This is a genomic window from Rhodopseudomonas faecalis (assembly GCF_003217325.1).
Taxonomy (GTDB): domain Bacteria; phylum Pseudomonadota; class Alphaproteobacteria; order Rhizobiales; family Xanthobacteraceae; genus Rhodopseudomonas; species Rhodopseudomonas faecalis.
The window spans coordinates 36,723-51,129 of the sequence record NZ_QJTI01000018.1 but is presented as its reverse complement, the minus strand read 5'-3'; the positions used below and the strand labels follow the sequence as shown (position 1 = coordinate 51,129).

Annotated in this window: 8 protein-coding genes; 3 read left to right on the top strand and 5 right to left on the bottom strand. The window is 65.1% G+C overall.

Features of this window, described 5'->3' with window-relative positions:
* Positions 1–71 precede the first annotated feature (71 nt).
* A complete protein-coding gene (locus tag BJ122_RS13845) occupies positions 72–377 on the top strand; it encodes a DUF6496 domain-containing protein (protein ID WP_110781617.1) in 306 nt (101 codons plus the stop codon).
* 142 nt (positions 378–519) lie between these two features.
* Positions 520–3,204, top strand: coding sequence for a DNA ligase D (ligD, locus tag BJ122_RS13840; protein ID WP_110781657.1), 2,685 nt, complete (start codon positions 520–522; stop codon positions 3,202–3,204).
* On the opposite strand, the gene BJ122_RS13835 is transcribed toward ligD, so the two are convergent.
* Positions 3,201–3,365 (bottom strand): DUF3309 family protein, encoded by a 165-nt coding sequence (locus BJ122_RS13835; RefSeq protein ID WP_080674752.1) that lies wholly within the window; start codon positions 3,363–3,365, stop codon positions 3,201–3,203. The genes ligD and BJ122_RS13835 overlap by 4 nt on opposite strands.
* A 153-nt stretch (positions 3,366–3,518) precedes the next feature.
* Between BJ122_RS13835 and BJ122_RS13830 the strand changes: the two genes are divergently transcribed.
* On the top strand, positions 3,519–3,830 hold the full coding sequence (locus BJ122_RS13830) for a polyhydroxyalkanoic acid system family protein (protein ID WP_103011013.1): 312 nt from the start codon (positions 3,519–3,521) through the stop codon (positions 3,828–3,830).
* Between the two features lie 157 nt (positions 3,831–3,987).
* Here the strand turns inward: BJ122_RS13830 and treY are convergent, their stop codons facing one another.
* The 4 genes from treY to treS form a co-directional block, all read right to left on the bottom strand.
* Complete coding sequence (gene treY, locus BJ122_RS13825; RefSeq protein ID WP_110781616.1) at positions 3,988–6,777, bottom strand: malto-oligosyltrehalose synthase; 2,790 nt, start codon at positions 6,775–6,777, stop codon at positions 3,988–3,990.
* A gap of 96 nt (positions 6,778–6,873) precedes the next feature.
* A complete protein-coding gene (gene glgX / locus BJ122_RS13820; protein ID WP_110781655.1) occupies positions 6,874–8,955 on the bottom strand; it encodes a glycogen debranching protein GlgX in 2,082 nt (693 codons plus the stop codon).
* Entirely contained in the window at positions 8,955–11,105 is a 2,151-nt protein-coding gene (gene glgB / locus BJ122_RS13815) for a 1,4-alpha-glucan branching protein GlgB (protein ID WP_110781615.1), read from the bottom strand. Before glgB ends, glgX begins: the two co-directional genes overlap by 1 nt.
* A complete protein-coding gene (treS, locus tag BJ122_RS13810) occupies positions 11,102–14,404 on the bottom strand; it encodes a maltose alpha-D-glucosyltransferase (protein ID WP_110781614.1) in 3,303 nt (1,100 codons plus the stop codon). The genes glgB and treS overlap by 4 nt, the downstream gene beginning before the upstream one ends.
* Positions 14,405–14,407 lie beyond the last annotated feature (3 nt).

Sequence of the window (14,407 nt, the reverse complement as noted above, 5' to 3'; positions counted from 1 at the left end):
ACCAATATCGGGCCGGCTTGGAACGATCGCTGCCATTGGTGATTGGTTCGCCGGCAACCGGGAGAGCGGTGATGGCGCGCAACTATTCCAAAGCGGCAAGTAGCAAAGTCGAACGCGCGATGAAGAAGCGCAAGGCTGGCACGCTGAAAAGCGGCCGCTCCGGCAAGACCGTGACCAGCCGCAAGCAGGCGATCGCGATCGGGCTGTCGGAAGCCAGGTCGGCCGGCAACAAGGTGCCGAAGGAAAAGTCGAGCAAGCGGGCGAGCAAGACCGCAAAAACCACCAAGGCCGCCGCCAGCCGGCGCAGCAGCAAGAAGTCGGTCAAGCGCAGCGCGATCAGCAAGGCCGCCAGCAAGCGCAAGGGTGCCAAGAAGTAGCCGAGCCCGAGCGCCGCCCGGCACTGCGGGAACCGCTGGCGTATTTTCCGGTTTGGGTTGCCGGCGGCGCGTGGCAGCATGGCCCGTGCATTGGCCAGCTTCAGGATGCTCGCCACAGGATGCTGGCCGCAGGATGCTCGTGATGGGTCGCTCCAGCCTTACCCAGTATCGCAGCAAGCGTGATTTTCAGCAGACCGCCGAGCCTTCCGGCGATCAGCCAGTGCGGCGCGCCAAGCGCCTGCGCTTTGTGATCCAGAAGCACGCCGCGCGCCGGCTGCATTACGATCTGCGGCTCGAATTCGACGGCGTGTTCAAGTCCTGGGCGGTAACGCGCGGGCCCTCGCTCGATCCGCAGGACAAGCGGCTCGCGGTCGAGGTCGAGGATCATCCGCTCGACTATGGCGATTTCGAAGGCACCATTCCCAAGGGCCAATATGGCGGCGGCACCGTGCTGCTGTGGGATCGCGGCTATTGGGAGTGTGACGATCCGGAACAAGGGCTCGCCAAGGGCGATCTGAAATTCACGCTGCATGGCGAGAAGCTGCGCGGCAGCTGGGTGCTGGTGCGGATGCGCCATGATCGTGATGGCAGCGGCCGTACCAACTGGCTGCTGATCAAGCATCGCGACGACGAGGCGCGCGAGGGCGACGGCGAGGCGGTGCTTGCGCAGGACCGCTCGGTGGCGTCGGGACGCACCATGGAGGAGATCGCTGCGGGCGAGGGGCGCGGTCCAAAACCGTTCATGCGGCGGATGGCGGCGCGCGCCAAAGCCGATGCGGTATGGGACAGTAGCAAGCGCAGCGCCGCGTCGCCGACCGCCAAGCCGCGCACCCCATCGGCTGAACGCGCCCGTCGTCGGGCGCCGAGCACGCCGCCGCGCGCGCCAGCAAAGCCGCGGGGCCGCAGCCAAGCTGCGCCGATGCCGGGCTTTGTGGCGCCGCAGCTTTGCACGCTGGTGACGCGGCCGCCGTCCGGCACGGGCTGGGCGCATGAGATCAAGCTCGACGGCTACCGCATGCAGCTCCATGTGAAAGAGGGCCAAGCGCGGCTGTTCACGCGCAGCGGCCTTGATTGGACCGACAAGTTCCCGGCGATCGCCCGCGCGGCCGCGGCGTTGCCCGATGTGCTGATTGATGGCGAGATTGTCGCGCTCAACGACAACGGCGTGCCGGATTTTGCGCTGTTGCAGGCGGTGCTGTCCGAGGGCGAGACCGATCAACTGATCTGCTATGCGTTCGATCTGCTCTATGCCGATGGCGCCGATTGGCGGCAGCGGCCGCTGCTGGAACGCAAACAGCGGCTGCAACAACTGCTGGTCGCGCGCGGGCGGCGCAAGGGGGCGCTGATCCGCTATGTCGATCATGTCGAGGCCGGCGGCGACGAAGTGCTGCAAACGGCCTGTGAGATGAAGCTGGAAGGCATCGTCTCAAAAAAGCTCGACGCGCCGTATCGCTCTGGCCGCAGCACCAGCTGGACCAAGGCAAAATGCCGGGCCGGGCAGGAGGTGGTGATCGGCGGCTGGAACAGCGCCAACGGCAAGTTCCGCTCGCTGCTGGTCGGCGTGTATCGCAATGATCAGCTTGTCTATCTCGGCACGGTCGGCACTGGCTTTGGCCGCGACACCGTTGCGCGGCTGATGCCGGCGCTGGAGCGCGCGGCGTCGGACACCAGGCCGTTCAGCGGCAGCAATGCGCCGCGCGCGGGCAAGGAAGTGCATTGGCTGAGGCCGGAGCTGGTCGCCGAAATCGAATTCGCTGGCTTCACCGGCGCCGGTCAGTTGCGGCAGGCGGCGTTCAAGGGCTTGCGGCTCGATAAGCCCGCGGCCGAAATCACGGATGAGACGGCCACTGCGCCACGCCCCCAGGCGAAGCCGGCCACAGTCCGGCGCGCTGCCGCCGTTCGCCGCCGCGATGATGCCACCGTGCTCGGCGTGACGTTGTCCAATCCCGACAAGGAGCTGTGGCCCGATGACGGCGACGGCGCGCTGACCAAGCTCGATCTGGCACGCTATTTCGAGGCGGTCGGCGATTGGATGCTGCCGCATCTCAAAGGGCGGCCGTGCTCGATCGTGCGCGCGCCCGACGGCCTGTTGGGACAGCGCTTCTTTCAGCGCCATGGCATGGCGGGCGGCTCCGAGCTGCTGACGCTGGTAAAAATATCGGGCGATCGAAAACCCTATCTGCAGATCGACCGGATCGAGGCGCTGGCCGCGGTAGCGCAGCTTGGCGGCGTCGAACTGCATCCCTGGAACTGCGCGCCCGATGCACCGGACCAGCCGGGGCGACTGGTGTTCGATCTCGATCCGGCGCCGGAGCTGGCGTTTGATGACGTGATCATGGCGGCGCGTGAGCTGCGCGAACGGCTGACCGCACTCGGCCTTGCTGCGTTCTGCAAGACCACCGGCGGCAAGGGTTTGCATGTCGTGGTGCCGCTTGCGGCCGACCACAACACCGATTGGCCGCGCGCCAAAACCTTTGCGCAGACGCTGTGCGCGCAGATGGCGGCGGATAGTCCGCGGCGCTATCTGATCAACATGGCCAAGGCTAAGCGCCACGGCCGGATATTTCTCGATTATCTGCGCAATGACCGGATGGCGACCGCGGTGGCGGTGCTGTCGCCGCGCGCCCGCGAGGGTGCGCCAGTGTCGATGCCGATCAGTTGGGCGCAGGTCAAAGCCGGGCTTGATCCGAAGCGCTTTACCTTGCGCACCGTGCCGGCGCTGCTCGCCAAGAGTCGCGCCTGGCGCGATTACTTCGAGGCGGCCACCCCGCTGGCGCCGGCGATCGAGCGCTTGACGGTCAGCGGAGCGGGGCGCCGGAAACGCTAGAGTTTGCCGAGCAGCACCAGCACCAGCAGGATCACGATCACCAGCCCCAGCCCGCCGCCGCCATAATAACCGGTGCCGTAGAACGGCCCGCCGCCGACGCCGGTGAAGCCGCCGAGCAGCGCGATAATCAGAATGATCAGGATGATGGTTCCGATCGACATGGCATTCTCCTCAAGCCCGTGTGCCCCGCTGAATGCAGCGCCAACGGACGACCGGGACGAATGTTCCGGGCTATGAACTCGTAGCTCGCCTCTGGTCTGCGCCGCGCGCCGACCTACATTTGCCGAGGGCTCACACCACAGGGATATCCGCCGATGTCAGCACCGCTGATCGTTTCGATTCCGCACCGGCTTGGCCGCGACGAAGCACGGCGCCGGATCGAGTCCGGACTGGCGCGCGCCACCGCCAGCGTGCCGATCCTCAAGCTTGATGAGCAACGCTGGGACGGCGACCGCATGATGTTCCGCGCGCGTGCGCTCGGTCAGGTCGCGGCCGGGCAGGTCGAGGTCGCCGATGATCACGTTCGGGTCGAAGTGGTGCTGCCGTGGCTGCTGCAGAAATTCGCCGAGGTGACGCAGGCCACCATCCGGCAGCGCGGCCGGCTGTTGCTGGACAAAAAGCCCTGAGGATCGTGCGTAGTGCGCCCGTAACGTTTCGTTAACCTTGTGGCGCCAGCCTCGATCCCAGCGGCGTAGGGAACCGACCAGCTCGGCACGAGACCGCCAAGGCCGTCCGGCCCTCGCTCGATCCCGGACGGCCTCTGCTTGTCTGGATGGTGGTTGCTCAGCTCCGTGTCCGCCGCAGCCGCGACGGCCCGAGCTTGCCGCGATAACGCGCGCGCCGCACCGCGACCGGCAGGTTTGCAAACAAATCGGCCAGCGCCAGCTTCTGGCCGTCGCGATGATCATCGATCTGATAGCTATCGAGCAGCACCGCACCGGCAAAATCATCGGCGCGCGGCCAGCGCCAGCCCTGATCGGTGAGCGGCGCCAGCTTGCAGGCGATCGCGACAATCACCGCCTCGCGGTCATGGCGGCGGGCAAAGGCAATCACCCGGTCGGCGAGCGGCCCTTCGACGCGCAGCGGCTGATAACTGCCTTCGGAGAACAGCGTCGGATGCGCTGCGCGCAGCCGCAGCAATTCGTGGGTCCAGGCCAGTTTGATGCGGCCATCGCGCCATGTATCGGCGAGCGCGGCCCAGTCCGGCTGATGCAGATCATCCAGCATCGCGGCGCGCGCGGCAAAATCGACCGGGCGGCGATTGTCGGGATCGACCAGCGACAGGTCCCACCACTCGGCGCCTTGATAAAAGTCCGGCACGCCCGGCAGCGTGGCTTTCAGCGTCAGCTGCGCCAGCGAATTGAGCGCGCCGAGCAGCGCGACGCGCTCCGCCAGCATTTGCAGCTGATCGATGAAGTCGCCGGAGCGGCCGGGATCGAGAATCCGTTCAATGAAACCGCGCACACCGGCTTCATAGCCGGCATGGGGATTGAGCCAGCTGGTCTGCTGCTTGGCTTCGCGCGCCGCCTTCTGCGCATAGGCCTGAATCCGTGCGGTGAAATCCGGCTCGGGCTGCAGCGGCCAGGCGCCGAGCAGGGTCTGATACAGCATGTATTCAAAAGGCGCCGACGGCGCGCGGGTCGTATTGTCGATGGTCAGATGCGGGGCGTTGAGCACCTTCCAGCGCGCGACCGCCGCGGTCCATTCGCCGGGCAATTCAGCCAGCGCCAGCAGCCGCGCCCGGGTGTCTTCGCCGCGCTTGGTGTCGTGGGTGGCGGTCGCGGTTAGGCCGTGCGGCCAATCGATGGCGCGCTTGCGCATCATCTCATGGAAGGCGTCGATCGGCAGGGCGGCTGCCGATGGATCGCCGCCGACCTCATTGAGCGCCAGCAGCCGGTGGTAGCGATAGAACGCGGTGTCCTCCAGCGACTTCGCCATGGTCGGCCCAGTGAATTGCTGCAGTTTCAGCGCAAATCGCCGCACCCGGCGCTTGCTGTGCGTGGTGGTGCCGCGCTTGATCAGATCGAGCGTCAGCACCTCGCGCAGAAAATCAAACAGGCCTTCATCGGGGGCGAACCAATCGGCGCGCGCGCGCTCGATCGTGTCGGCGATCAGCGCGCGGTCTGGCGCGGTCGGTCCTGCCGCGTTGAGATAGGTGCGATACACCGGAAAGTGCAGCACATAGAGTTCCAGCGCTTGGCGCAGGCTGCTCGCGGCAAAGTCGCGCGTCGAATAATGGCCGCCGGCGATCCGCGCCAGCAATCGCGCCAACACCGTGAATTCGCTGAGCAGCAGCGTTTGCAGCACCCGGCGCTTGGCCTCGCGCAGCACCGGCGGAAAATCCGGGGCGCGGTTGCTGATCTGGCGCCACACCTCATCGAGTGCGCCAAGGCCGGCGCCATCGACCAGCACGCGGCTGATGATATTGAGCCATTCATAGCCGGTGGTGCCATGCACGCCGGCAAAGCGCGGCAAGGTCTCATGCTCGCCGAGAATCTTTTCGATCACCATATAGAATGGCGAGGTGACGCCGCCGCGCGCGTCGCGCAGCAGCCGCCTGAGCCGTACAAAATACTGCGCCGGGTCGTGCAGGCCGTCGATATGATCAAGCCGCAGCCCGTGCAGCTTGCCCTCAGTCACCAGCCGCTGCACCAATCCATGGATCGCGTCGAAAGTTGAGGCGTCCTCGACGCGCAGGCCCGCCAGCGTGTTGACGTCGAAAAAGCGCCGGTAGTTGATCTCGCTCGCCGCCAATCGCCAATGGCCGAGCTGATAATGCTGCCGTTCCAGCAAAAGATGCAGCGCCTGGGTTTGCGCCGGGCGGCCTTCGCCGGCAAGGTAAGCGTCAAGCCCGCGCGCGATCAGATCAGTGGCGCCGGGAATCTGGCGCAGGCTGTGCCGGAACGCCGGCGCGCTGGCGCGGTCCGGCTGCTTCAGTCCGGCATAGCGCGCCACGAGTTCGAGGATGGCGCGGCCTGTGGCGCTGGCTTCGGCATGGGTGGTCTTGACCACGGTACGCAGAATGTCGCGGTAGCGCTCGGGCGCGATCGGCAGCCGGTGCTGATAGTACCAGGCCGAGAAGCTGGCCTGGTCGGCATCATAGCGCAGCTCGATCTCGCCGCGCTCCAGCGCTTCGCCATAGGAACTGCCGATGATCGGCAGCAACACGCCGTCGCGCGAGCGGTGCGGCAGGATATCCCAATCGATGTCGAACGAGTCAGCATGGGGCGAGGCCGGTCCCCATTCCAGCACATCCAGCCACCATGGATTATCGTCAAAATGAACGCCGACATGATTGGGCACGAAATCGAGGATCAGGCCGAGATCGTGCTGCTTGAGCGCTGCCGCCAGGCGCTCGAATGCTGGTTCGCCGCCAAGCTGCGGGTTGAGCGCGGTGTGGTCGATGATGTCATAGCCATGGGTGGAGCCGGCGCGCGCCGTCATGAATGGCGAGGCGTAGAGATGGCTGATGCCGAGGGCCTTTAGATAAGGCACGATCGCGGCGGCGGCGTCGAAGCCAGATTCTGCGGTGAGCTGCAGGCGATAGGTCGCGAGCGGAATGGCGGGAGGCATGACAACGGTTCGCGGTGACGTTTCCGCCGGTGGCGGCCCGTTGATGCAAGTCGTGCTGACGAAAATAGTTCCGCGCGGGTAGCGCGGGGAAGGGCCTCAGGCCACCGAGCCGGCGAACACCAGCACCGAGCGCGGCGGCGCTGTGCTGCTTGCGCCCGAGGCGAACGGTGCAATCACGGCGCGTTCATCTGTGGTGTCGAGCAATTGCCGCCACACGTGATATTCCGGCAGCTTGGGCAGCGTGAAGCCGATCGGCTGCGCGGCGGCATTGAGCACGATGAACAGCGCGGCGAAGCCGGGGTCGGTCGGCCCCAGCACATAAGCAAGAAAGCGGCCGTCGGGATAGGCCCAGTCGTGCTCATTCATTTCCTCGGCGTTCGGCGTCAGCCACAGCACGCCATAGGAGCCGTCGCTGCGCCGGCCGTCGAGCCAGCGATTGGCACGGAGCTGCGGAAAACGGCGGCGCAGCTCGGTGAGCCGTGCGATGAAATCGATCAGATCGTCGTGCGGGGTACCAAGCCCTTCCCAGCCGACCCAGCCGACCTCGTTGTCCTGACAATAGGCGTTGTTGTTGCCGTTCTGCGAATTGCCGACCTCGTCGCCGGCCAGCAGCAGCGGCACGCCCTGTGCCAGCATCAGGCAGGCGAGCTGGTTCTTGCGCAGCTGCAGCCGCAGCGCCTGCACGGCGGCATTGGTGGTTGGGCCCTCATGGCCGCAATTCCAGCTGTCGTTGTTGTTGGAGCCGTCGCGATTGTCCTCGCCATTGGCGAGATTGTATTTGTGATTGTAGCTGTACAGGTCGGCGAGCGTGAAACCGTCATGCACGGTGACGTAGTTGATGCTGGCGCGCGGCTTGCGGCCGTCGCGATGATAAAGGTCGGACGAGCCGGTCATGCGCCGCGAGATTTCGCCGATCAGGCTGCCTTCGCCGCCCCAATAGCGCCGCAGCAGGCTGCGGTAGCGATCGTTCCACTCCGACCATTGCGAGGGGAAGCCGCCGACCTGATAGCCGCCCAGGCCGAGGTCCCAGGGCTCGGCGATCAGCTTGACATGGGCCAGCACCGGATCCTGCCGCACGGCGGCAAAGAAGCTGCCATTGCGATCATAGCCGCTCGGGCCGCGCGCGAGCGTGGTGGCGAGGTCGAAGCGGAAGCCATCGACATGGCAGGTCTCGACCCAATAGCGCAAACTGTCCATCACCATCTGCAACACGCGCGGATGGCTGACATTGAGCGAATTGCCGCAGCCGGTGAAGTCGTCGTAGTAGCGGCGGTTTTCCTGGTGCAGCCAGTAATATGAGGCGTTGTCGATGCCGCGGAACGACAGCGTCGGCCCCAGATGATTGCCCTCGGCGGTGTGGTTATAGACCACGTCGAGCAGCACTTCGATGCCGGCGTCGTGCAGCCGCGCCACGGTGGTGCGGAATGCATCGAGCGCGTTGTCGTGCGGGCTGTAGCGCTCCTCGGGCGCAAAGAACGCCAGAGTGTTGTAGCCCCAATAATTCGACAGCTTGCGCTCGATCAGATGCCGGTCATCGATCAGGCCATGGATCGGCAACAGCTCGATGGTGGTGACGCCGAGCCGCTTGAAATGCGCGATCATCGCCGGCGACGCCAGCGCGCCGAAACTGCCGCGCAGATTGGGCGGCACGTCGGGGTGCATTTCGGTGAGGCCTTTGACATGCGCCTCGTAGATGATGGTGTCTTCCCAGGGAATCTGCGGCCGCGGTTCTTGGCGGCCGGCGGTGGCGGTTTCGTCCACCACCACGGCTTTCGGCACGCCGCGGGCATTGTCGCGGCGGTCGAATGACAGATCCTCACGCGGGCTGCCGGCGCGATAGGCGAAATGCGCGTCGCTCCACACCAGCCGGCCGGCGAGCCGTTTGGCATAAGGATCGAGCAGCAGCTTGTGGGCGTTGAAGCGGTGGCCGAGCTCGGGCTCATAGGGGCCGTGCACGCGGTAGCCATACAGTTGGCCCGGCGTGACGTCATGCAGATAGCCGTGCCAGACGTCTTCGGTGCGTTCGGGCAGGGTGATGCGGTCCAGCTCGCGCCGGCCCTGGCTGTCGAACAGGCACAATTCCACCTTGGTGGCGTTGGCCGAGAACAGCGCGAAATTGGTGCCGCGGCCATCCCAACTCGCGCCGAGCCGGGCCGCGCAGCCGGCCGACAACCGCATCATGGCCGTTCAGGCACCAGATAGATGACCGCAAGCGGCGGCACGGTCACGCACAGTTCGGGCACAAGGCCAGTGGCTTCCACCTCGCCGACATTGCCGACATTGCTGCCGCCATAATGCGCCGAGTCGGAATTGAACACTTCGCGCCAGGCGCCGGGGAACGGCACTCGCACCTTGTAGTCGTGATAGACGTTCGGCGAGAAATTGGCGATCACCAGGCAGCGGTCGCGCGCATCATTGCCCTTTCTGATCCAGGCGAACACGTTGCGATCGCCATCATCGGTGATGATCCATTCAAAGCCGAACGGGTCGCAATCGCATTCGTGCAGCGCCGGCAGGGTGCGGTACAGGCCGTTCAGGTCGCGCACCAGCGATTGGATGCCGCGGTGGCTGTCCTGCTCCAAGAGGTGCCAGTCCAGCGACTGATCGTGATTCCACTCGCGCTCCTGGCCGAATTCGCAGCCCATGAACATCAGCTTCTTGCCGGGATGGGCGAACATGAAGGCGTAATAGGCGCGCAGATTGGCAAAGCGCTGCCAGGGATCGCCGGGCATCCGGCCGAGGATCGATCGTTTGCCGTGCACCACCTCGTCATGCGACAGCGGCAGGATGAAGTTTTCCGAAAACGCGTAGTGCAGGCCGAACAGGATCTGACCGTGATGATATTTGCGGTAGATCGGGTCCTTGCTGATGTAATCCAGCGTGTCGTGCATCCAGCCCATGTTCCACTTGTAGCCGAAGCCGAGCCCGCCATGTTCGATCGGCTGCGACACCTGCGGCCAGGCAGTGGATTCCTCGGCGGCGGTGGTGGCTTGCGGGAAGCGGCCGAACACTTCGCGGTTGAAATTGCGCAGGAAGGCGATCGCTTCCAGATTTTCGCGGCCGCCATATTTGTTGGGAATCCAGCCGCCTTCCGGGCGGCTGTAGTCGAGATACAGCATCGAGGCCACCGCATCGACGCGCAGCCCGTCAATGGCATAGCGGTCCAGCCAGAACAGCGCATTGGCGACCAGGAAGTTCACCACTTCGGTGCGGCCGTAATTGTAGATCAGCGTGCCCCAGTCGAGATGGCGGCCCTGCAGCGGGTTGACGTGCTCATAGAGCGCGGTACCGTCGAAATTGGCGAGGCCATGGGCGTCATCCGGGAAATGGCCGGGCACCCAGTCGAGCAGCACGCCGAGCCCTTCGCGGTGGCAGGCATCGACCAGCGCCGCGAAATCGGCCGGGCTGCCGAACCGGCTGGTCGGCGCGAACAGCCCGGTCGGCTGATAGCCCCAGGAGCCATCGAACGGATGCTCGCTGACCGGCAGGAATTCCAGATGGGTAAAGCCCATGTCGCGGGCGTAAGCGGGCAGGGTGTCGGCCAGCTCGCGGTAGGTCAGCCAGCCATTGCCGTCCTTGCGCCGCCAGGAGCCGAGATGGACCTCATAGATCGACATCGGCGCCGACAGCGCGTTGATGCCGTTGGCGGATGGACGCGGCGTCGGCACCTGCGCGGGATCAAGCACGATCGAGGCGGTGCTCGGCCGCAGCTCGGTGGCAAAGGCCAGCGGGTCGGATTTTTGTGGCAGCACCGCGCCATTCGGGCCGACGATCTCGAATTTGTAGCGGTCGCCGGCGATGGCGTGCGGCACGAACAGCTCCCAATAGCCGTTGCCGCGCACCCGCATCGGATGGCGCCGCGAGTCCCAGAAATTGAAATCGCCGACCACGCTGACGCGGCGGGCATTGGGCGCCAGCACCACAAAGCCGACGCCATTGACGCCGTCCAGCGTCATCGGATGGGCGCCGAGCTTGTCGTACAGTTTGAGATGGGTGCCTTCGCCGAGCAGATAGAGATCGAAATCGGTCAGGATCGGCGGAAATCGGTAGGGGTCTTCCAGATCGATGGTGGTATCACCAAACCGGGCGCGCAGCTGATAGCGGCTTGAACCGTTCGGCAGCGCCCCGATGAACAGCCCGGCATCATGCACCCGCTCGAGCGCGGCGCAGTCGCCATGCTCGTCCACGGCATCGACGCTGGCGGCATTGGGCAGAAATGCCCGCACCACGGTCAGATCATTGTCCCGGTGCGGACCGAGATAGCGGAACGGGTCAGCATGGCGACCTTCCACGATCGCGTAGGCCTCATCGGGCAGCTTCGCAATCATGTCACCTCCTCGTTGCGCGGCGCCAAAATCCGAACGGCGCCGGCCAATGGGACGCGCAGCCAGTCCGGCCGATGCGCCAGTTCATATTCGATCTCGTACAACGCTTTCTCTAACAGGAAGAAGTCAAGAATCCCATCCGCTGCGTGCCGCTCGGCCGGCCATAGCCCGTTGTCATCCATCGTCTCGCGGTAGGCGCTGAGAAAAGCGGCACTGGCGCGGCCGCGCCAGGCCTCCAGCGCGGCGGCGAGCCGGCCATGCTCCTCAGGGGCGCTCTGCCGGGCGCGCTCCAGCGCCGCGGTCGTGGAATAATCGATCGAGCGCAGCAGCCCGGCGACGTCGCGGGCTGGCGGTGCCTTGCGCCGCCGTTCGGCGAGGCTGCGCCGTGGTTCGCCCTCGAAATCGATGATGCAGACGTCATCCTTGACGATCAGCATCTGGCCGAGATGGAAATCGCCATGATGGCGGATGCTGAGCCCGGCCTCTCCGCGCGGAAACAGCGCCGCGAGCTGCGGCTTGATCTGATCGCGTTGCGCCAGCAGCCGGTCGACCAGCAGCCGCTCCGGCTCGCGCAGCTGCTCCCGCTTGCGGAGCAGCTCGGCGATCACCCGATCGGCAGCCGCGGCGACTTCGTCGATCGAGGCCTCGGCCTGCGCCGCGCTGATCGGCTCCGGTGCGAAATCGGCGATTTCCGGGTGGCTGCCCAGCGCCAGATGCAGCTCGGCGACCCGCTTGCCGGTCTGCGCCATCAGCCGCAGATACAGCATCTGCTGCTCGCTTTCCTCCGGCTGTTCGTTCTCGGTCGACAGCCGTTGCTCGTCGAGATAGCGGTCGAGATAGGCCGAGGTCACACTCCAGCCATCGCCCTGGTTCTGCACAAAGGCATGGACCACCGCGATCGCGCTGGCGCTGTCGCCCTCGTGATATTCGACGCTGCCGAGCAGCGCCGGTGTGTTGGCGAAGCCGGCGACGTCGGTCAAGAACCGGCCCATCTCGATTTCCGGATTAAGACCGTCGTCGAGCCGGCGATAGGTCTTGACCACGTAATCGGTGTCGACCAGCGCGGTCGAGTTCGACTGTTCGGTCTCCACCGCGCGGATATGCTCGGGTGCCTTCGGCGGCAATTCCGCCAGCCGTTCCGTGGGATGGTACATCAGCTTCATGCCATCGTGCTCGACGCAGAGCCGATCGCGCAGGCATTGCAGCAGCAGCGCCACGAACTCGGTGTCGGTCGCGACGTCGAGCAGGGTGCCTTCGCGCGCGCCCTGGCGTACCGCGGAGAACGCGCGCGGATTGTAGCGCTCGCGGTCGAACCGCACCCAGTCGATCTTCATCGGCAGCACGTAGCGCCCGGTGACACCGCGCACCGTGGCCTCGAAGAAGATCATCCACGGCCGGTTGTCGCCCTCGATGCACACCGGAATCGCCGAGGTCAGGCGCGGCACGATCGCGCGCGGATTGCGCTCCGGGAACCAGCGGCTGCGCGACAGGAAGCCGGGCAGCACATCGCGCTCGAACACGCCGCGGGTGCGCGCCAGCGTCATCCAGGACGAGCCGTACGGCACCACCAGGGTCTCGAATTCCGGCACCAGGCTATGGGGCGCAACGTGTTCGTCGGCGACGCGCTCGATCAGCCGGAACCAATAGAAGCCATAGGGGCCGAGCGTGATCATGTAAGGCAGTTCGCCGATCGCCGGAAAACGGCTGCGGCCGAGCATTTCCTGCGGAATGCGCTCCTTCCACGGCGACAGGTCGAGTTCGGTGGCCTGCGCCGAGCGCGACAGGTTGGCGACGCACAGGATCACTTCGTCTTGGTATTGACGGACATAGGCCAGCACCGCGCGGTTGGCCGGGCGGATGAACGTCATGGTGCCGCGGCCAAACGCCAGCGTTGATTTGCGTACTGAGATCAGCCGCTTGGTGGCGCTGAGCAGCGATGACAGGCTGCGCGACTGTGCCTCGACATTGACCGCCTCATAGCCATAGACCGGGTCCATGATCATCGGCGCATAGAGCCGTGCCGGATCGGCACGCGAGAAGCCGCCATTGCGATCCGGGGTCCATTGCATCGGCGTGCGCACGCCGTTGCGGTCGCCGAGATAGATGTTGTCGCCCATGCCGATCTCGTCGCCGTAATAGATGATCGGCGTGCCCGGGAACGACAGCAGCAGCGAGTTCATCAGCTCGATCTTGCGGCGGTCATTGTCCATCAGCGGCGCCAGCCGGCGGCGGATGCCGAGATTGATGCGGGCGCGCGGGTCGTGGGCATAGGTCGACCACAGATAATCGCGCTCGACATCGGTGACCATTTCCAGCGTCAGTTCGTCATGGTTGCGCAGGAACAGCGCCCACTGACAATTCTTCGGAATGTCGGGCGTCTGGCGCAAAATGTCGGTGATCGGGAAACGGTCCTCCTGGGCGATCGCCATATAGAACCGCGGCATCAGCGGGAAGTGATAAGCCATGTGGCATTCGTCGCCGTCGCCAAAATAATGCTGCACGTCCTCGGGCCATTGATTGGCTTCGGCGAGCAGCACCTTGTCCTTGGCATAGGCGTCGAGTGCGCGGCGCAGCGCTTTGATGACGGCGTGCGTTTCCGGCAAATTCTCGTTGTTGGTGCCGTCGCGCTCGCACAGATAGGGGATGGCATCGAGCCGGAAGCCATCGACCCCGGCATCGAGCCAGCGTTTCATCACCTGCTCCACCGCGCGCACCACGCGCGGATTGTCGAAATTGAGGTCGGGCTGGTGCGAGAAGAACCGATGCCAGTAGAACTGGCCGGCTTCCGGGTCCCAGGTCCAATTCGACTTCTCGGTGTCGGTGAAAATGATGCGGGTGCCGGCATATTTTTGGTCGGTGTCGCTCCACACATACCAATTGCGCGCGCTGGAATTCTTCTCGCTGCGCCGCGCCCGCTTGAACCACGGGTGCTGATCGGAGGTGTGATTGATCACCAATTCGGTGATGACGCGCAGCTTGCGCTTCTTGGCTTCGGTGATGAAGCGCCGAAAATCCTTCATCGTGCCGAAATCGGGATTGATCGAACCGTAATCGGCAATGTCGTAGCCGTCGTCGCGGCCAGGCGAGGGGTAGAACGGCAACAGCCACAGCGTGGTGACGCCGAGGTCCTGCAGGTAATCGAGCTTTTCGGTCAGCCCGGCGAAATCGCCGATGCCGTCCTTGTTGCTGTCGGCAAACGCCTTGACATGCAGCTGGTAGATGATGGCGTCCTTGTACCACAGCGCGTCATTGTTGCTGTCGTCCGCCGTCGTCGCGGTGTCGATCGAAGTCATCATGTTCATGGA

Excerpts from the sequence above, each read along its gene's own strand:
- BJ122_RS13845 (WP_110781617.1), top strand. The coding sequence starts at position 72 with ATGGCGCGCAACTATTCCAAAGCGGCAAGTAGCAAAGTCGAACGCGCG.
- ligD (WP_110781657.1), top strand. The coding sequence starts at position 520 with ATGGGTCGCTCCAGCCTTACCCAGTATCGCAGCAAGCGTGATTTTCAG.
- BJ122_RS13835 (WP_080674752.1), bottom strand. The coding sequence starts at position 3,365 with ATGTCGATCGGAACCATCATCCTGATCATTCTGATTATCGCGCTGCTC.
- BJ122_RS13830 (WP_103011013.1), top strand. The coding sequence starts at position 3,519 with ATGTCAGCACCGCTGATCGTTTCGATTCCGCACCGGCTTGGCCGCGAC.
- treY (WP_110781616.1), bottom strand. The coding sequence starts at position 6,777 with ATGCCTCCCGCCATTCCGCTCGCGACCTATCGCCTGCAGCTCACCGCA.
- glgX (WP_110781655.1), bottom strand. The coding sequence starts at position 8,955 with ATGCGGTTGTCGGCCGGCTGCGCGGCCCGGCTCGGCGCGAGTTGGGAT.
- glgB (WP_110781615.1), bottom strand. The coding sequence starts at position 11,105 with ATGATTGCGAAGCTGCCCGATGAGGCCTACGCGATCGTGGAAGGTCGC.
- treS (WP_110781614.1), bottom strand. The coding sequence starts at position 14,404 with ATGAACATGATGACTTCGATCGACACCGCGACGACGGCGGACGACAGC.